Below are 18,221 nucleotides of genomic sequence, written 5' to 3'. Positions count from 1 at the left end.
GCTGTCGGTCCGTGCCGCCGTCACTGTCAGTGGCAGGCTCTACAGTCCAGTCATGGACTCCGCACTGTCATGGGTGGCCCTCGTCATCCTCGTCTTCGTTCTCGCCATCTCCCTGCCGGACGGCCGGAACCGTCGGCTGGACCGCCGGCTGCGCGAGCTCGACCGCAAGCTCGACCTGCTGCTCGACCACCACGGCATCTCCGCCGAGCGGCCGGGGATGGCCGAGGTGGACGACCTGCTCCGCCGGGACCGCAAGATCGAGGCGATCAAGCGCTACCGGCAGCTGACGGGCGCCGGGCTCGCCGAGGCCAAGGCGGCGGTCGAGGCGCGAATACGCTGACCGCCGTTCGTCTGGCCCCCGCGGGCCCGCGGGCGGAGGATGGGCCCGACGACCGGCCATCGCCGGAACAGCCCGACGCAGGGAGCGAGAGCGCCGATGGCACAGACCGCAGAACCCGCAGCGAACAGGGAGTACGACGTCGTGGTGCTGGGCGCGGGCCCGGTCGGTGAGAACGTCGCCGACCGCGCGCACGCCCTCGGCCTGAGCGCCGTCATCGTGGAGAACGAGCTGGTCGGCGGCGAATGCTCGTACTGGGCGTGCATGCCGTCCAAGGCGCTGCTGCGGCCGGTCACCGCGCGCGCCGACGCCCGCCGGGTGCCCGGCGTGCCGGAGGCGGTGGCCGGGCCGCTCGACGCCCGCGCCGTGTTCGCCCACCGCGACGCCTTCACCTCGCACTGGAAGGACGACGGCCAGGTCGCCTGGCTGGACTCGGCCGGCATCGACCTGGTGCGCGGCCGGGGCCGGCTGGCCGGGCCCAAACGGGTGACCGTCGACGGCGGTCAGGAGCTCACCGCCCGGCACGCCGTCGTGGTCTGCACGGGCAGCCGCGCGGCGCTCCCCGGCCTGCCGGGCCTGGACACGGCCAAGCCCTGGACCAGCCGCGAGGCGACCAGCGCGCAGTCGGTCCCGCGGCGGCTCGCGGTGGTCGGCGGCGGCGTGGTCGCCGTGGAGATGGCGACCGCCTTCCAGGCGCTGGGCTCCCGGGTCACGATGCTCGTACGGGGCTCCGCGCTGCTGGCCCGCATGGAGCCGTTCGCGGGTGAACTGGTCGCCGAGGCGCTGAAGGAGGGCGGCGCCGACATCCGCTGGGACACCTCCGTCGAGGAGGTGCACCGCCCCGGCCCGGACGGCCCGGTCACGCTCACCCTCGGCGGGGGCGACCGCGTCGAGGCGGACGAGGTGCTCTTCGCCACCGGACGCGCGCCGCGCACCGACGATCTCGGCCTGGAGAGCGTGGGCCTGGAGCCGGGCAGCTGGCTGGAGGTGGACGACAGCTGCCGGGTGACGGCGGTCGACGGGGGCTGGCTGTACGCGGTCGGTGACGTCAATCACCGCGCCCTCCTCACCCATCAGGGCAAGTACCAGGCACGCATCGCGGGCGCGGCCATCGCGGCGCGCGCCCAGGGCGTCCCCCTCCTGGAGACCGACCCCTGGGGCGCGCATGCCGCGACCGCCGACAGCGCCGCCGTCCCGCAGGTGATCTTCACCGACCCCGAGGCGGCCTCGGTCGGGCTGACCGCGGAGGAGGCCGAGCGCGCGGGCCACCGCGTCCGCAGCGTCGATGTCGACCTGGGTGGCGTGGCGGGCGCGAGCCTGTACGCGGACGGGTACCGCGGCCGCGCCCGGATGGTCGTCGACCTGGACCGCGAGGTGCTGCTCGGCGTCACCTTCGTCGGCCCGGCCATCGGCGAGCTGCTGCACTCCGCGACGGTCGCGGTGGCCGGCGAGGTCCCCATCGCCCGGCTCTGGCACGCCGTCCCCGCCTATCCGACGATCAGCGAGGTGTGGCTGAGGCTGCTGGAGACGTACCGGGGCTGACAGCGAGTCCGTCCCGGCCGCCGGCTGAGGACGCGCCCGAAGGGTGCTGCTTCAGGGGCGCGGGGAAGTGTCGATGTGCGGCTCCGCCGCGTGGGCGCGAGCAACCACGACGGTGCCGCGCGCGGGGCGCCATCGTCACTCCGACGGCGGGGCCGTCACCCCGCCGCCGGGGCCGTCAGGCGAGGTCGGGGTCGCCCGTCATCGCCGCGGCCATCCGCAGGTAAGCCGCGGCCTCGGCGTCGCGGCCCTGCCGCTGGAGCGTGCGGCCCAGCATCAGCTGGGCGTAGCTCTCGACGGGGTCCCGCTCCAGGACCGCGCGCAGCTCCGTCTCCGCACGCCACAGCTGCGCGGAGTGGTAGTAGGCGCGGGCCAGCAGCAGCCGCGGCGCGACCAGTTCGGGCACCTCGTCGACGAGGCCCTCGAGGATGCGCGCCGCGGTCGTGTAGTCCTTGGCGTCGAAGAAGAGGCCCGCACGGTCCCAGCGCTCGGCGGGGCTGCCGTGCGTGTAGTACGTCTCGGTCATGGTGTCGGCAACGCACCGGAGTGGTTGAACATTCCACTACGCCGCCGGGACGGCACCGCACGTACCGCCTACGCGCCGCTCTCCGGCGACTCGTCCGACGGCCACGGGTCGCGCAGCCACAGCTCGTCGCGCGCGGCCGGCGCCAGCAGCTCGCTCAGCCCTTTGTCGATCCCGAGGTGATCCTCCTCGGTGCCCGGCGGCACCAGCCGCAGCGTGCGCTCCAGCCACGCCGAGACCGCGGTGGCCGGCGCCTCCAGCAGCGCGTCGCCGTCCGGCGAGCTCAGCGCCATGCAGACCAGGCTGCGCCCGTCGAGCTTGGTCGGCCACACCCGCACGTCCCCGTGGCCGCACGGCCGGAAGACGCCCTCCACGAGCAACTCGCGGGCGAACGTCCAGTTGACGGGGGAGTCGGAGCCGATGTGGAAAGCGACGTGGACGGCATAGGGGTCGTCGGTACGGTAGGTCAGCCGGGCCGGCACCGCGACGCTGCGCTCCGGCGACAGCACCAGACCCAGTTCCAGCTCTCGTTCCACCACGGTGTGCATGAGTCACGCCTCTCTACGTTCCGGTGCGGGCACCCCGTGAACAACCGCCCGCACAGGGATAGAGGCCGTAGCTCCCGGCCCATTACGCGACTTCGTACAACTTTTTTCAAAACCCCCTTCCGAGGGGTCCGGCGCCCGGACATACCCGGCGATCACCCCCCGTCTGATAGATGTGGTCGCTGCGTTGCGGCAGACTGCAGTAGCTCCACCACGTCAGCCCCCTCCGGCCTGAACACAGATACGGGATTTTGGACATGAGCGCGCCTTCGTCAGGATCCGCCGGCGGCAGCCCCACGCCTGGGTACTACCCGGATCCGTCCATCCCCGGCTACATCCGGTACTGGAACGGCTCCTCCTGGGTGCCCGGCACCAGCCGCCCGGCGCCCGCGGACGGCGAGCCGATGCCGGCCCCGCCGGCGGGTGCCGCGGCCGAGCCGGCCCCGGCAGCGCCGTCCACCGGGCAGCCGTCCACCGCCGAGGAGACCGGCCCGGTCTTCTTCGACGAGGAGGGGGACTCCGGACAGGTCGACGGGGAGGACCCCGAGGGCGCCGCGCTCGCGACGCGCGACCGCGGCGAGGTGGACGTCCCGTCCGCCGCCACCACGTGGGACGACCCGCAGCGGCTGCACGGCACCAGCCCCGACGGGGGCGCCTCCTGGCAGGCGGACGCCTCCCGGCAGGCCGGCTTCGGCGGCGAGCAGGACCAGCTGGTGTCCTGGGGCGCGGTCCCGCCGCAGCGCGAGGGCGCGGCCCCGGGCGCGCCGGGCGAGGCCCAGCCGTGGGGCGACGCGCCGCGCGAGGACGCCGCCGCGGCCGCGCAGGAAGGTTCCGGTCAGGAGGCTTCGGGTCAGCAGGCTTCCGGCCAGGCACGCCCGCGTCAGGGCGCCGCCGCCGATGTGCCCAAGGACGGCACCATGGCCATCCGCGCGATGGGCTCCGGCACGCCGCCCGTCGCCGACGGCACGATGGCGATCCGGATCGACCGCGGCGGCGACCGGCCGGGCCGCGACCGGCCGGCGCCGGCAGCCGGCCCCGCGGCCGCGCAGTCGCCGGCCGCCCCGCAGCAGTCCGCCCCCGCCCGCACCGGCTACGGCTATCCGCAGCAGAGCGGCCCGTCCGTGCCCGGCCAGGGCGGTTACGGCTACCCGCAGCAGGCCGACCGGCAGGGCGGCTACGGCTACCCGCAGCCCGGCCCCGCGGCTCCCCAGCAGAGCGGTTACGGCTACCCGCAGCAGGCCCCCGCGACCCCGCAGCAGGGCGGTCCCGGCGGGTACGGCTACCCCGGCCCGTCCGCCTCGCCCGCCTCCCCGGCTCCGCAGCAGGGCGGCGCGCCGGAGGGCGTCATCCCCTGGAAGCCGCCGGTCGACAACCCCTTCGCGGCCTCGCAGACCCAGGGGCGGCCCGCGCCGCTCGGCCGCCGGTTCGCCGCCCGGCTGATCGACACGGTCGTGCTGTGCGCGCTGCTCGCGGGCGTCGTCGTACCGCTGTGGAGCGCGGCGGCCGACCACATCGGCGACAAGGTCGAGGCCGCGAAGCAGTCCGGCGTGCAGACCACGGTCTACCTCCTGGACGGCACGACCAGCGGCTATCTGGCCATCGTGATCGCGGCTCTGCTGGTCGTCGGGCTGCTCGTCGAAGCGCTGCCCACCGCCAAGTGGGGACACACGCTGGGCAAGAAGGTCTGCGGCGTGCAGGTGCTGGACATCGAGGGGCACGAGACCCCGGGGTTCGGCGCGGCGGCCAAGCGCTGGCTGGTGTACGGCCTGCTCGGCGCGCTGGTCATCGGCGTGGTGAACGCCCTGTGGTGCCTGATCGACCGGCCCTGGCGGCAGTGCTGGCACGACAAGGCGGCCCGCACGTTCGTGGCCGAGGGCTGAGCGCCGAGAGCTGAGGGCTGGGGGCTGAGGGCCCCGAGAGCTGAGCGCAGAGAGCTGAGTGCCGGGCCGCGCCGCCCGGGGTCCTGACGACGGCTTCGGACCGGCGCGCGGCCGTGCGCCCCGGAGTGTCCGGCCGCGCCCGCGCACGGCGCGCGCCACGCTCCGGGGCGTCGCACTTCCTCCGAACGGCGCACGCCGGATGCGGCGCCCGGTGGTACGCGGTCGACTCGGGCCATGAGTACCGACCAGCCGAGGCCCGGATCCGGCGAGCCGCCGGAGAACGATCCGTTCCGGAAGAAGCCGCAGCACCCGCAGGAGCCGCCGCCGGACAGCGGTGACCCGTACGGCGGCGCGCCCCAGGGCCCGTACGGCGCCCCCGATCCGCTCGCCGGGATGCCGCCGCTCGCCGGCCGCGGCAGGCGGCTGCTCGCGCGGATCATCGACGGCATCCTCATCGGCGTGCCGGTCGGCCTGATCATGTGGTTCATCGTCGGCGGCGTGGACTACCCCGGCACCACCGACGACAGCGGCAAGCAGACCGTGGTCAGCGGCGTCACGATGCTGGCCTATCTGATCTACGAGGCGCTGATGCTCACCACCCGGGGCCAGACCGTCGGCAAGATGGCCATGAAGATCAGGGTGGCGATGCTGGAGAACGGGGCGATCCCCACGGTCCAGGCGGGCTGGGTGCGCGCCGCCGTCTACACCCTGCCGGAGATCGTCCCCTGCTGCGGCCCCATCTTCTGGCTGGTCAACGTCCTGTGGTGCACCTGGGACAAGCCGTACCAGCAGTGCCTGCACGACAAGGCGGCCCGCACGGTGGTGGTCTCCGCCGCCTGACTCGAAGGCAGCTTTTAACGGGAGTGTTCGCCGACCCGGGCCTCGGCAGGCCGGGTCGGCGACGTACGCCGCCCCACGAAGCCCTCGGGCCGTACCTGTGGGGCGGCGACGCGCGTCCGGCGGGCGCGCGCGAAGCGCGGCAGCGGCGCCGTGACCGCGACGAGGAGCCCGAGCCCGAGCCCGGCGATGGCGATGACCGCGACCCCGATGCCCGCCCTGGTCTGCGAGAGCAGCAGCATGGCGAGGGTGGAGAGCACGACGGTGGCCGAACCGTAGGCGAGCTGTGCGGCAGTCGGTCGAGGCATGGCGGGTCCGTCCTCGGAAGCATCAGGGGTGTCAGTCGACTTGGCGCGCCGCCAAAAGACTCTACGGTCCTTACTGCCCGAGCGGAACGTCCGGTAAGCGTGAGTTGACCCACTGGCCCGGTGCACAGGGGGCGCACCGATTCATGCGTCCGGCGAACCGCCTCTCGCGGCGCTCCCGTTGGGTCCTCCGTGCGGGACGGACATCACCCGGTACGCGTCCGATACCCGTACATCATGAGCCAAGTAACGTACTTCGCTGATGTGTTCAAAACAAGGTCTGTCTTTTCCCCCGGCGTTCCGGTGCAATGCCTCCAACGACCGTTCATTCAGGGGAGGACAGCGCACGTGAGATCCCAGAGATTGCTGTTCAGATCGGCCGCCCTGGCCACGGCAACCGCCGCGATCGGGGCGGCCGTTTTCGCGTCGGGGGCCGCACAGGCCGACGGCCGTGATCCGGCCGCGAGCCCGTCCAACGACCCGGCGCCCGCCGAGCGGTCGGTGGAGCACGACCTCAAGGGCCCCTTCAGCGACCGCCAGGAGGCGCAGCGCGAGGAAGCGCTCCGGCAGGTCATAGCCGGCGACGCCAGGACCACCGAGCGCGGCGGTTCGCAGGTGGTGAAGCTGGACAAGGGCAAGTACGTCGAGCTGGGCCGGGAGAAGACCGACAAGATTTTCACGATCCTGGTCGACTTCGGCACCAAGGTCGACGACACCACGATGTACGACCCGGACGGCGACGGCCCCAAGCCGCCGGTGAAGAAGTACGGTGGCGAGGCCGGTCCCGCGCACAACGAGATAGCCGAGCCGGACCGTGCGACGGACAACAGCACGGACTGGCAGCCCGACTTCAACCAGCAGCACTATCAGGACCTCTACTTCTCGCACGACAAGAAGAAGGAGTCCCTGGCGAAGTACTACGAGAAGCAGTCCTCGGGCCGTTACTCGGTCGAGGGCGAGGTCTCCGACTGGGTCAAGGTCGACTGGAACGAGGCCCGTTACGGCTCCAACTACTGCGGCCAGACCAACTGCTCCAACGCCTGGGACCTGATCCGCGACGGCGTGAACCAGTGGGCGAAGGGCCAGAAGGCCCAGGGCCGCACGGACGCGCAGATCAAGGCGGACCTGGCCAAGTACGACCAGTGGGACCGTTACGACTACGACGCCGACGGCAACTTCAACGAGCCGGACGGCTACATCGACCACTTCCAGATCGTGCACGCGGGCGAGGACGAGTCCGCGGGCGGCGGCGCCCAGGGCACCAACGCCATCTGGGCGCACCGCTGGTACGCGTACGGCACCGACGCCGGCCGGACCGGCCCGGGGGAGAACAAGGCCGGCGGCGCGCAGATCGGTGACACCGGAATCTGGGTCGGCGACTACACGATGCAGCCGGAGAACGGCGGCCTCGGCGTCTTCGCCCACGAGTACGGCCACGACCTGGGCCTGCCGGACGAGTACGACACCGGCGGGACCGGCGAGTCCTCCGTCGACTTCTGGTCGCTGATGTCCTCCGGCTCCTGGCTCGGCGAGGGCAAGGACTCCATCGGCGACCTGCCCGGCGACATGAGCGCCTGGGACAAGCTGCAGCTGGGCTGGCTCAACTACGGCACCGCGAAGGCGGCGACGGCCTCCACGCACAAGCTGGGCGTCGCGGAGTACAACACCAAGCACAAGCAGGCGCTCGTCGTCGAGCTGCCGAAGAAGGCCGTCACCACCTCGGTCGTGAAGCCCGCCGAGGGCTCGAAGCAGTGGTGGAGCGGCATGGGTGACGACCTGAAGAACACCCTCACCCGGTCCGTCGACCTCACCGGCAAGTCCAAGGCGTCCCTGAACCTCAAGGGCTGGTGGGACATCGAGGCGGAGTACGACTACCTGTACGCCGAGGTCTCCACGGACGGCGGCGCCAACTGGACGCCGGTGGACGGCACCGCGAACGGCCGGGCCATCCCGCGCGACGCCGGTGACAAGCCCGCGCTGACCGGCACGGTCGACGCGTACCAGGACCTCGTCTACTCGCTGGACGCCTACGCGGGCAAGAAGATCGACCTGCGGTTCCGCTACCAGACCGACGGCGGCGTGGCCCAGAAGGGCTTCGCGGCCGACGCGCTGAGCATCGTGGCCGACGGCGCCCCGCTCTTCACGGACAACGCCGAGGGTGACGACAACGGCTGGACCGCCAAGGGCTTCTCGCGCATCGGCGAGTCCTTCACCAAGGACTACCCGCAGTACTACCTCGCCGAGAACCGCCAGTACGTCTCGTACGACAGGACGCTGAAGACCGGCCCGTACAACTTCGGCTTCGCCTCCACCCGGCCGAACTGGGTCGAGCACTTCCCCTTCCAGAACGGCGTGCTGATCTGGCTGTGGGACACCTCGCAGGCGGACAACAACGTCGGTGAGCACCCGGGCGCCGGCCAGATCCTCCCGGTCGACGCGCACCCGAAGGCCACGAGGTGGGCGGACGGCAAGCTCATGCGCAACCGCTTCCAGACCTACGACTCGACCTTCACCCGCGCCCGTACCGACGCGCTCACCCTGCACAAGAACGGCACGGCCGCGAAGATCGCGTCGCAGAAGGGCGTGACCGTCTTCGACGACCGCAACGGGGTCTACTACGACACGGCGAACCCGACCGGTGGCGTGATCGTTCCTGACACCAACACCCGGATCAAGATCGCCAACGAGGCCCACGACGGCTCCACGGTGGTCCTCCAGGTCGGACCCGCGGCTAAGAAGTAAATAAAACCGCAGGTCAAAGACGTATCGGCCGTCGCCCCCTAGCGGGCGGCGGCCGATCGCGTTTAGATGCCTCCTGCGGCCTTCTTGCTGACACGTAGTCTCACGAGGGGTTCCCGACGCATGCCCCGACCCGGCGTGCGCCGGCCGCACGACCATGCACCGACCGCTGCACCGACCATGCACGGGGGAAACATGACCCTGACCGGCTCCGGCTTCATCAGGCTTCCGGGCGGAAGCGTGGTGGTGGCCCTCTCGCTGCCCAGACCGGGCGGCAGCGGCCACCGCGTACGCGTCCTCGTCCACGCCGCGAACCGCCCGCGCGCCCTGACCAGGCTGCGCAACCTCGGCCTGCGCGCCGTCTACCTGCGCGGCAACACCGAGCCGCCCACGCCGGACGAGGTCACGGCCGTACTCCACCACCCCGACGGGCTGGTCTGGCGCGGCGCCCCGGAGGACGACACGGAGTCCTGGCACCCGATACGGGCCCTGCTGCGCCCGTCCGTCCCGGAGCAGCTCAGTCCGAGCTGAGACGCCCGGCGGCCGGTGGCTCAGCCCGCGCTGACCACCGGCTTGCCCGTCAGCTCCGCCCCCGCCTCGCGCAGCTCCGCGACCGCCGCCTCCGTCGTGTGCGCGGCCACGCCGGCCGTCAGGTCCAGCAGGACCCGGGTGCGGAACCCCTCGCGCACCGCGTCCAGCGCCGTGGCCTTCACACAGTGGTCCGTGGCGATGCCGGCGATGTCGACCTCGGTCACGTCGTGCGCGCGCAGCCAGTCCGCCATCGGGGCGCCGTGCTCGTCCACGCCCTCGAAGCCGCTGTACGCCGCGGAGTGCTCCCCCTTGGAGAAGACCGCGTCGATCGCTCCGGAGACGATCGCGGGCGCGAAATTGGGGTGGAAGCCGCTGCCCTCGGTGCCCGCGACGCAGTGCGCGGGCCAGCTGTGCTGGTAGTCCGGCCGGACGGAGAAGTGGTCGCCGGGGTCGATGTGGTGATCACGCGTGGCGACCACGTACTGGTATCCGCTGCCCGCCGCCTCGCCCACCAGGTCGGTGATGGCGGCGGCGATGTCCGAGCCGCCCGCTACCGCGAGGCTGCCGCCCTCACAGAAGTCGTTCTGGACGTCCACGACGATCAATGCCCGGTGCATGGTGCGTGCCTTCCGGATGGGAAATGGGGGGAGGGTGTGGCGGCTGTGGGGGCTACGGCAAACGCCGATGTGACCGAGGGTAGCCACTCGCCCCGCGCTGCGGGAGTGGGCGCCGTACGGCGGTTCGGGACACGCCGCGGCAGGCCAGGGGGCACGGGACGGCGCACGGAGAAGTCCCGCCCGTACCGCGCCACCCGTTCGGCCGCACGAGGACACCCACGTACCGAGGTACCGGGGTGCCGGCCCCCGGAGGGGCCGTGGCCGCGGCCCCTCAGACGTACTCCGTCGGCAGCACGGCCTCGCCGCGCGAGAGCTGCATCGCGGACATCGGCAGCCCGGCGCGCGCCGCGATGTGCCGCTCGCGCGCGGCGTCCAGCGGCTCGCGGGCGACCACCTCGCCGCCGCGCACCAGCGGCACCATCAGCTGCCGGTCGGCGAGCTCGGCCGGCACCGGCCCGGTGCCGATGACCTCGGCCTCCGCCACGCCGTCCGCGTCCGGGCGGCGCGCGGCCCACTTGCGGCCCCCGTGGGACGCCTTGCCGCCCATGGACTTCTTCGCGACCGGCCGCAGCGGCGCGCCGTCGCCGTCGCTGTCGGCGCGCGCGACCAGCTTGTAGACCATCGAGCAGGTCGGGTGGCCGCTGCCGGTGACCAGCTGGGTGCCGACGCCGTACGCGTCCACGGGCGCGGCGGCCAGCGAGGCGATGGCGTACTCGTCCAGGTCGCTGGTGACCACGATCTTCGTCTCGGTCGCGCCCAGCTCGTCCAGCTGCTGGCGCACCCGGTGGGCGAGCAGCAGCAGGTCGCCGGAGTCGATGCGGACGGCGCCGAGGCCGGGCCCGGCCACCTCCACGGCGGTACGGACCGCCTCCGCGACGTCGTAGGTGTCCACCAGCAGAGTCGTTCCCGCACCGAGGCTGTCGACCTGCGCGGTGAACGCGTCCCGCTCGTTGTCGTGCAGCAGGGTGAAGGAGTGCGCGCTCGTGCCGGCGGTCGGGATGTTGTACCGGAAGCCGGCCGCGAGGTCGGAGGTGGTGTGGAAGCCGCCCACGTACGCGGCCCGGGAGGCGGCCACCGCGGCCAGCTCGTGGGTGCGCCGGGCGCCCATCTCGATCAGCGGGCGGTCGCCGGCCGCGACCGACATCCGGGAGGCGGCCGCCGCCACCGCCGAGTCGTGGTTGAGGATCGAGAGGATCACCGTCTCCAGCAGCACCGCCTCGGCGAAGGTGCCCTCGACCCGCAGGATGGGGGAGCCAGGGAAGTAGACCTCGCCCTCCGGGTAGCCCCAGATGTCGCCGCGGAAGCGGTAGTCGGCGAGCCACTTCCGGGTGGTCTCGTCGAGGATGCCGCGCTCGGTGAGGAAGTCCAGGATGGTGGCGTCGAAGCGGAAGTTCTCCACCGCGTCCAGCAGCCGGCCGGTGCCCGCGACCACGCCGTAGCGGCGCCCCTCGGGCAGCCGCCGGGTGAAGACCTCGAAGACCGAGCGCCGGTCGGCGGTGCCGGACCGCAGCGCGGCCTGCACCATGGTGAGTTCGTACTGGTCGGTGAAGAGCGCAGTCGACGGCACGGCCACCGGCAGCCCCAGATCGGCAACGTTCACTTTCACTTACCTCGCAATTCGACGTCCCGAAACCGCACCGGACCGGCTGGGGGTCCGGGGGTTATCCCCCGGAGGATGCAGTCATGCGACGATGCTACCTCGCGTACTCGTCACATTGACGATTTCCCCGGGTCATTTGTGCGCGCGCCCCTGGGGTCGTTTGTGCGTTGGCCCACGCCGGGTGGCAGCATGGGACGCGTGAGTGTCGCACCGACGGAGATCGAACGTCCCGAAACGACGGAAGCACCCTTCGAGGTGCCGGAGCCCGATGTCCCCTGGGTGACCGTTGTTCACAATGACCCCGTCAATCTCATGAGTTACGTGACCTACGTGTTCCAGGCGTACTTCGGGTACTCCAAGGAGAAGGCACGCAAGCTCATGCTCGATGTCCATCGGAAGGGCCGCGCGATCGTGTCCAGCGGTACCCGCGAAGAAATGGAGCGCGACGTGCAGGCGATGCACGGCTACGGCCTCTGGGCGACCCTCACGCAGGACCGCTGATGGCCGGCCACTTCGAAGCCCTGCCCGGCGGCGGCGCGACGGCCGCCTTCGACGAGGTCGAGATCTCCATCCTGCGCAGCCTGGCCGTCCAGCTGATGGAGCTGGTGGGCCCCGGCGACGAGCCCGCGGAGGGCGAGGACCCGCTGGACGCGCTCTTCGCCGAGGGGCCCAGCGAGCCGCCGTCCGACCCGGCGCTGGCCCGGCTCTTCCCCGACGCCTACGGCGGCCCGGACCACGTGCCGGACGACGACGCGCGCGCCGCCTCGGCGGAGTTCCGCCGCTTCACGGAGAACGACCTGCGGACCCGCAAGCGCGAGGACGCCCTCGCGGTGGTCCGCTCCCTGGACGCGCTGTCCGCCGAGGGCGGCAAGGGCTCCGAGGAAGCGGTGCTGCGGCTCAAGCCGGACGAGTCCCAGCAGTGGCTGGGCGCGCTGAACGACCTGCGGCTGGCGATCGGCACCCGGCTGGAGGTCACCGACGAGGACGACGGCAGCGAGCTGCTCGGCCTGCCGGACGAGGACCCGCGCAAGCCGATGGCCATGGCGTACCTCTGGCTGGGCGGGCTCCAGGAGAGCCTGATCGAGACGCTGCTGCCGGAGTGACCGGATCAGCGCCTTCGTGACCCGGACGGTACGCCCGACTACGTACGGAGATGCGTTCGCTCAACGGACGATCAAATCCGGATAACGATCGCATTACTGCTGCGCCCGCCCTTCCTGCGCCTTTTGAATTTTGTCGGCTTTTCGTCGTTGTGCCCTACGGTGTCCCGGTAGTACATCCCAAGTGGTCGTGGTAAAAACTCTCGACCTGCCGTAGGTGACGCCACCCCTGTCGCCGCGGGAGCGCTGCGCCGGCCGACCGTTGGCGATGCAGGACTCCATCCGGGGGGATCGGGACCCGATCCGGAACAGACCGGGTCGGAATGGAGAAAGGCGCACCACACATGACCTCTGCGCAGGTCGACAGTCAGCAAGGCGTCAAGGACGCCACCGGGTCTGCCCCCGAAGAGGGCTATCAGCGCGGTTTGGGAAACCGGCAGATCCAGATGATCGCCATTGGTGGCGCCATCGGAACGGGCCTGTTCCTCGGGGCGGGCAAAGCGATCTCCAAGGCCGGGCCGAGCATCATCCTCGCCTACGCCATCGTCGGGCTCGTCATCTTCTTCATCATGCGCGCGCTGGGCGAGCTGCTCATGTACCGCCCGGTGTCCGGCTCCTTCTCGGAGTACGCCCGCGAGTTCCTCGGCCCCTTCATGGGCTTCGTGACCGGCTGGACGTACTGGCTCTTCTGGGTCGTCACCGGCATCACGGAAGTCACGGCGGCCGCGACATACGTCCAGTACTGGAACAAGGACATCCCGCAATGGGTGGCCGCACTGGTCTTCACCGTCGCCCTCTTCGGGATCAACCTGATCTCCGTGAAGATCTTCGGTGAGCTGGAGTTCTGGTTCTCCATGGTCAAGGTCACCGCCATCATCGGCATGATCCTGATCGGCCTCGGCGTGATCACGCTGGGCTTCTCCGACGCCGGTGACACCGCGTCCTTCAGCCTCCTGTGGTCCGACGGCGGCTTCTTCCCCAAGGGCATCGGCGGCACGCTGATGACCCTGCAGATCGTGATGTTCGCCTTCCTCGCCGTCGAGCTGGTCGGCGTCACCGCGGGTGAGGCCACCGACCCGAAGAAGGTCCTGCCCAAGGCGATCAACACCGTGCCGTGGCGGATCGGCCTCTTCTACATCGGCTCGCTGATCATCATCCTGTCCGTCGTCAGCTGGACCGTCTTCGAGCCGGGCGTCAGCCCCTTCGTCGCGGCCTTCGCCAAGATCGGCCTGCCGGCCGGCGCCGGCATCGTGAACTTCGTCGTGCTCACCGCGGCGCTGTCCTCGGCCAACTCGGGCATGTACTCCACCGGCCGCATGCTGCGTGACCTGTCCCGCAACGGCCAGGGCCCGAAGATCTTCGACCGGCTCAGCAAGAACGGCCTGCCGACCACCGGCACCGGCGTCTCCGTCGCGATGATGCTGGTCGGCGTGTGGGTCAACTACCAGTGGCCGGGCGAAGCCTTCAACTACGTCGTCTCCTTCGCCACCATCTCCGGCATGTGGGCCTGGATCGTCATCCTGCTCTCGCAGCTGCGCTACCGGGCCAAGGCGAAGCGCGGCCTGCTGCCGCAGTCGGAGTTCAAGGCCCCCGGCGCGCCGTACACCTCGGTCTTCGCGCTGGCCTTCATCGCCATGGTCATCGTGATGATGGGCATCGACCCGGACACCCGGATCTCGCTGTACGCGGCGCCGATCTGGGCCGCGGTCATGGGCATCGGCTACCTGGTCATCAAGCGCCGGGACCCCAACGTCTTCGCGGCCAAGAGCCCCGTCGACAGCTCGAAGAAGGACTGACCCGCCGCGGCGGTCTGCACTTCGCCGTCCAGCATCCGGGCCCGTACGTATCACTTGGTGGTACGTACGGGCCCGATGCTTATTCTGGTCACCATGCTGACCATCACCCGGGCCCTCTACGACCAGATCGTCGAGCACGCCCGCAAGGACCACCCCGACGAGGCGTGCGGGGTCCTGGCGGGCCCGACGCCGGCGCCCGCCGACGGCCGCCCCGAGCGGTTCATCCCGATGCTGAACGCGGCACGCTCGCCCACGTTCTACGAATTCGACTCCACCGATCTGCTCAAGCTCTACCGCGAGCTGGACGACCGGGACGAGGAGCCCGTCGTCATCTATCACTCGCACACCGCGACCGAGGCGTACCCGTCCCGTACGGACGTCTCGTACGCGAACGAGCCGAACGCGCACTATGTCCTGGTCTCCACCGCGGACACCGATGACGCGGGCCCGTTCCAGTTCCGCTCCTACCGGATCGTGGACGGTGTGATCACCGAAGAAGAGGTCGAGGTCGTCGACGCGTACGCGTGACACCGGTCACCTCTTGCCCGTGACGGCCCCGGCGGCGCACGGCCCGCCGGGGCGTCCTGATTGGCCGCATCCCACATGGTGTGCACCGTCCGTCCGCATCCCGAGACCGGGTTCCAGTACCCGGACCGGGAATCGATACGATGACCGCATGGTTGACCACGACGTGAGCGAGAAGACGCCGGGCATGCTGCTCGTTGCGCGGCTGCACGTCGACCTGTGCCGCCTTGCCAGCGCGATGTGTCCGCGCCGCGCAGCCGGCTGACCGGTTCCGCCTGCCCGCACGACAGGCGCCCGGCCGAGAACGGCCGGCGGGCTGAACGTATGCCCCGCCCGCGTCCCAGGACGCGCCCTCGCCCGACGCGCCCCGCAGCGGCGCACTCCAGACTCGCTCTCCGGCCCTTCCGGGAAGCGTCCCAGCCAGCCGAAACAGGAGCATCCTCATGGCCATCGAGGTCCGAATCCCGACCATCCTGCGCACCCACACCGACGGCCAGAAGGCCGTGGAGGGCAGCGGCGACACCCTCGGCGAGCTCTTCGACGACCTGGAGACCCGGCACGCCGGCATCAAGGAGCGCCTGGTGGACGGCGGGCAGCTGCGGCGCTTCGTCAACGTCTACCTGAACGACGAGGACGTCCGCTTCCTCGAGGGCATCTCCACGAAGGTCGCCGACGGCGACAGCGTGACGATCCTCCCCGCCGTCGCCGGCGGCATGCGCTGATGCGGTACGACAGCCCGCTCGCCGCGGTAGGCAACACCCCCCTGGTGCGCCTGCCGCGGCTGTCGCCCGCCGACGACGTGCGGATCTGGGCCAAGCTGGAGGACCGCAACCCCACCGGCTCCGTCAAGGACCGCCCCGCGCTGCACATGATCGAGCAGGCGGAGAAGGACGGCCGGCTCACCCCCGGCTGCACGATCCTGGAGCCCACCAGCGGCAACACCGGCATCTCGCTCGCCATGGCGGCCAAGCTCAAGGGCTACCGCATCGTGTGCGTCATGCCGGAGAACACCTCCCAGGAGCGCCGCGAGCTGCTCGCCATGTGGGGCGCGGAGATCATCTCCAGCCCCGCCGCCGGCGGCTCCAACACCGCCGTACGGGTCGCCAAGGAGCTCTCGGCCGAGCACCCCGACTGGGTGATGCTCTACCAGTACGGCAACCCGGACAACGCGGGCGCCCACTACGCCACCACCGGCCCGGAGATCCTCGCCGACCTGCCCTCCGTCACGCACTTCGTCGCGGGGCTCGGCACCACCGGCACCCTCATGGGCGTCGGCCGCTACCTGCGCGAGCACGTGCCCGGCGTCAACATCGTGGCCGCCGAGCCGCGCTACGACGACGTCGTCTACGGCCTGCGCAACCTCGACGAGGGCTTCATCCCGGAGCTCTACGACGAGTCCGTGCTGACCACCCGCTACTCGGTCGGCTCGGCGGACGCGGTACGCCGCACCCGTGAACTCCTCGCCGAGGAAGGCATCTTCGCGGGCGTCTCCACCGGCGCCGCGCTGCACGCAGCGATCGGCGTCGCGAAGAAGGCCCTCAAGGCCGGCGAGAGCGCCGACGTGGTGTTCGTCGTCGCCGACGGCGGCTGGAAGTACCTCTCCACCGGCGTCTACACCGCGGAGAGCACCGAAGCGGCCATCGAGACGCTGCACGGCCAGCTGTGGGCGTGAGCCCGTCCGCGAGCTGACTCGCTTCACGAAGGCGCCCGGCCCCTGCGGCCGGGCGCCTTCGCTCTCTCCGGGGCCTTCCGGGGCGCTTACCGGGCCAGATGCCGGACCTGGTCCCACAGCAGCGGATCCACCGTGCCCGCGCGGCGCCGGAAGTCGGCCACCGCGACCTCCCGCAGCTCGTCCGTCTCCAGGAAGCTCGGCCGGCCCTGCGCGTCGCCCACCGTCCCGGGCCGCAGCGGGATCACCCCGGGCCGCTCGTCGTGGTACCGGCTGGTGATCTTCGCGACCAGCGCGGACCCGCCCCGTACGGCCAGCACCAGGCACGGCCGGTCCTTCGCGGCCGCCATGTCCTCGAACGGCACCTTCGCCCACCAGATCTCGCCCGGCTCCGGAGCACCGCCCTTGCCGGGCCGCGTACGGACCGGCAGATCACCGGGGCGCCGCGAGGTACGCCCCGTACCGCGCCCGCCGTCCCGGCGCGGTCCGCGCCCGGGCCGCCGGCCGCCGCGCCGCGGACCGCGGTCCGAGCGGGCCCGCCCGTCGACGACCGCCGCCACCAGCGCCAGTACGACCACGGCCAGCACCGCCGGCCACCATGAGGTGTCCACGCCTGCCTCCTCGCTCGCCGCCCGGAAGATCTTCCCGCCAGGCGACCGTATATACCGGCCCCCGCCCCTCCCGGCACAAAGGCCCACCCGGACTGGTGATTCCGCCCACAGCTCGCCCCGCTGGAGGAGCCACCGGCCCTTTCGCGCCTTACCCTCGTGGGCACTGCAACGACTGGTACGGACCGGCCGAGCACGGCCCCAGCCCCGCATGGACCCGCCGCACCGCCCCCCGCCCACGGAGGTTCACGCCCCTATGAAGCTCACTGTCGTCGGTTGCTCGGGGTCGTTCCCTTCGACGGAATCGGCCTGTTCGAGCTACCTCTTGGAGGCCGACGGCTTCAGGCTGCTCATCGACATGGGCAACGGTGCCCTCGGCGAGCTGCAGCGCCACTGCGGTCTCTACGACCTCGACGCGGTACTCCTCTCCCACCTGCACGCCGACCACTGCATCGACCTCTGCGGATACTTCGTCGTGCGCTACTACCGCCCCGACGGCGGCCGCTGCGCCCCGATGCCGGTCTACGGCCCCGCCGGTACGGACCGGCGCCTCACCGCCGCCCACGCCGACCTGCCCCATGACCACGCCATGAGCGAGGTCTTCGACTTCCGCACGCTGGCCCCCGGCACCTTCACCGTGGGCCCCTTCACGATCCGTACGGAACAGGTCAGCCACCCCGTGGAGGCGTACGGCTTCCGCATCGAGCACGGCGGCCGGTCGCTGACGTACTCCGGCGACACCGGCGTCTGCGCGGCGCTGGACACCCTCGCCGAGGGAACCGACTTCTTCCTCTGCGAGGCGTCCTTCACGCACGGCAAGGAAGACATCCCCGACCTGCACCTCAACGGCCGCGAGGCGGGCGAGCACGCGGCCCGCGCCCGGGCCGGCCGGCTGGTGCTCACCCACATCCCCCCGTGGACCGACCCCGGCATCAACCTCCGCGACGCGCAGGAGGTCTTCAACGGCCCGGTGGAGGTCGCCAAGGCGGGCGCGGTGTACGAGATCTGACGCCCCTTGAGGGCCATGCCTCGAGGACCCATGGGGAAGGCCCCGGAACCGGCGTACGGTT

General features: G+C 71.4%; 20 protein-coding genes. 14 read left to right on the top strand and 6 right to left on the bottom strand.

Annotation, left to right across the window (positions count from 1 at the left end):
• Positions 1-52: 52 nt before the first annotated feature.
• Positions 53-340, top strand: a complete 288-nt coding sequence (locus ACIGXO_RS32795; protein ID WP_399794177.1) for a hypothetical protein — start codon at positions 53-55, stop codon at positions 338-340.
• Positions 341-436: 96 nt separating this feature from the next.
• Positions 437-1,879 (top strand): dihydrolipoyl dehydrogenase family protein, encoded by a 1,443-nt coding sequence (locus tag ACIGXO_RS32790; RefSeq protein WP_399794176.1) that lies wholly within the window; start codon positions 437-439, stop codon positions 1,877-1,879.
• 175 nt (positions 1,880-2,054) lie between these two features.
• Here ACIGXO_RS32790 and ACIGXO_RS32785 read toward each other — a convergent pair whose 3' ends face one another.
• Together ACIGXO_RS32785 and ACIGXO_RS32780 are read right to left on the bottom strand one after the other, a co-directional pair.
• Positions 2,055-2,402, bottom strand: coding sequence for a tetratricopeptide repeat protein (locus ACIGXO_RS32785; RefSeq protein ID WP_399794174.1), 348 nt, complete (start codon positions 2,400-2,402; stop codon positions 2,055-2,057).
• Between the two features lie 68 nt (positions 2,403-2,470).
• The gene (locus tag ACIGXO_RS32780) at positions 2,471-2,947 is read right to left on the bottom strand and encodes an SsgA family sporulation/cell division regulator (protein WP_030250286.1); all 477 of its coding nucleotides are present in this window, start codon (positions 2,945-2,947) and stop codon (positions 2,471-2,473) included.
• A 254-nt stretch (positions 2,948-3,201) separates the two neighbouring features.
• Here ACIGXO_RS32780 and ACIGXO_RS32775 point away from each other — a divergent pair, with 254 nt between their 5' ends.
• Together ACIGXO_RS32775 and ACIGXO_RS32770 are read left to right on the top strand one after the other, a co-directional pair.
• Positions 3,202-4,824 carry an RDD family protein gene (locus ACIGXO_RS32775; RefSeq protein ID WP_399794171.1) on the top strand — a complete coding sequence of 541 codons (1,623 nt, stop codon included), beginning with the start codon at positions 3,202-3,204 and terminating at the stop codon, positions 4,822-4,824.
• 234 nt (positions 4,825-5,058) lie between these two features.
• Positions 5,059-5,664 carry an RDD family protein gene (locus ACIGXO_RS32770; protein ID WP_399794168.1) on the top strand — a complete coding sequence of 202 codons (606 nt, stop codon included), beginning with the start codon at positions 5,059-5,061 and terminating at the stop codon, positions 5,662-5,664.
• A 14-nt stretch (positions 5,665-5,678) separates the two neighbouring features.
• Here the strand turns inward: ACIGXO_RS32770 and ACIGXO_RS32765 are convergent, their stop codons facing one another.
• Positions 5,679-5,969: a hypothetical protein gene (locus tag ACIGXO_RS32765; protein WP_037800964.1), complete on the bottom strand. Its 291-nt coding sequence runs from the start codon at positions 5,967-5,969 to the stop codon at positions 5,679-5,681.
• A gap of 345 nt (positions 5,970-6,314) precedes the next feature.
• Here ACIGXO_RS32765 and ACIGXO_RS32760 point away from each other — a divergent pair, with 345 nt between their 5' ends.
• Positions 6,315-8,708, top strand: a complete 2,394-nt coding sequence (locus ACIGXO_RS32760; RefSeq protein WP_399794166.1) for an immune inhibitor A domain-containing protein — start codon at positions 6,315-6,317, stop codon at positions 8,706-8,708.
• Between the two features lie 192 nt (positions 8,709-8,900).
• Positions 8,901-9,236, top strand: a complete 336-nt coding sequence (locus ACIGXO_RS32755) for a hypothetical protein (protein ID WP_399794164.1) — start codon at positions 8,901-8,903, stop codon at positions 9,234-9,236.
• 20 nt (positions 9,237-9,256) lie between these two features.
• On the opposite strand, the gene ACIGXO_RS32750 is transcribed toward ACIGXO_RS32755, so the two are convergent.
• Together ACIGXO_RS32750 and ACIGXO_RS32745 are read right to left on the bottom strand one after the other, a co-directional pair.
• Positions 9,257-9,853 (bottom strand): isochorismatase family protein, encoded by a 597-nt coding sequence (locus tag ACIGXO_RS32750; protein WP_399794162.1) that lies wholly within the window; start codon positions 9,851-9,853, stop codon positions 9,257-9,259.
• 271 nt (positions 9,854-10,124) lie between these two features.
• The gene (locus tag ACIGXO_RS32745; RefSeq protein WP_399794160.1) at positions 10,125-11,453 is read right to left on the bottom strand and encodes a nicotinate phosphoribosyltransferase; all 1,329 of its coding nucleotides are present in this window, start codon (positions 11,451-11,453) and stop codon (positions 10,125-10,127) included.
• A gap of 189 nt (positions 11,454-11,642) precedes the next feature.
• Here ACIGXO_RS32745 and clpS point away from each other — a divergent pair, with 189 nt between their 5' ends.
• The 7 genes from clpS (at position 11,643) to ACIGXO_RS32710 (ending at position 16,546) form a co-directional block, all read left to right on the top strand.
• A complete protein-coding gene (gene clpS, locus ACIGXO_RS32740; RefSeq protein ID WP_399794158.1) occupies positions 11,643-11,954 on the top strand; it encodes an ATP-dependent Clp protease adapter ClpS in 312 nt (103 codons plus the stop codon).
• Positions 11,954-12,556, top strand: coding sequence for a DUF2017 domain-containing protein (locus ACIGXO_RS32735; protein WP_399794156.1), 603 nt, complete (start codon positions 11,954-11,956; stop codon positions 12,554-12,556). Before clpS ends, ACIGXO_RS32735 begins: the two co-directional genes overlap by 1 nt.
• A 341-nt stretch (positions 12,557-12,897) precedes the next feature.
• Positions 12,898-14,349: an amino acid permease gene (locus tag ACIGXO_RS32730; protein ID WP_399794154.1), complete on the top strand. Its 1,452-nt coding sequence runs from the start codon at positions 12,898-12,900 to the stop codon at positions 14,347-14,349.
• Between the two features lie 93 nt (positions 14,350-14,442).
• Positions 14,443-14,877 (top strand): Mov34/MPN/PAD-1 family protein, encoded by a 435-nt coding sequence (locus tag ACIGXO_RS32725; RefSeq protein WP_030250248.1) that lies wholly within the window; start codon positions 14,443-14,445, stop codon positions 14,875-14,877.
• Positions 14,878-15,025: 148 nt separating this feature from the next.
• A complete protein-coding gene (locus ACIGXO_RS32720) occupies positions 15,026-15,139 on the top strand; it encodes a putative leader peptide (RefSeq protein WP_342668472.1) in 114 nt (37 codons plus the stop codon).
• Positions 15,140-15,317: 178 nt separating this feature from the next.
• Entirely contained in the window at positions 15,318-15,596 is a 279-nt protein-coding gene (locus ACIGXO_RS32715; RefSeq protein WP_399794151.1) for a MoaD/ThiS family protein, read from the top strand.
• Positions 15,596-16,546, top strand: a complete 951-nt coding sequence (locus tag ACIGXO_RS32710) for a PLP-dependent cysteine synthase family protein (protein ID WP_399794149.1) — start codon at positions 15,596-15,598, stop codon at positions 16,544-16,546. The genes ACIGXO_RS32715 and ACIGXO_RS32710 overlap by 1 nt, the downstream gene beginning before the upstream one ends.
• Positions 16,547-16,632: 86 nt before the next feature.
• Here ACIGXO_RS32710 and ACIGXO_RS32705 read toward each other — a convergent pair whose 3' ends face one another.
• Entirely contained in the window at positions 16,633-17,154 is a 522-nt protein-coding gene (locus ACIGXO_RS32705; RefSeq protein ID WP_399794147.1) for a type II toxin-antitoxin system PemK/MazF family toxin, read from the bottom strand.
• A 253-nt stretch (positions 17,155-17,407) separates the two neighbouring features.
• Here ACIGXO_RS32705 and ACIGXO_RS32700 point away from each other — a divergent pair, with 253 nt between their 5' ends.
• Positions 17,408-18,160 carry an MBL fold metallo-hydrolase gene (locus tag ACIGXO_RS32700; RefSeq protein ID WP_399794145.1) on the top strand — a complete coding sequence of 251 codons (753 nt, stop codon included), beginning with the start codon at positions 17,408-17,410 and terminating at the stop codon, positions 18,158-18,160.
• The last annotated feature ends 61 nt before the right edge of the window (positions 18,161-18,221 follow it).

Origin of the sequence: Streptomyces sp. NPDC053542, assembly GCF_044544685.1 — a bacterium.
Lineage (GTDB): Bacteria > Actinomycetota > Actinomycetes > Streptomycetales > Streptomycetaceae > Streptomyces.
This window is presented reverse-complemented; position numbering and strand designations above follow the sequence as displayed.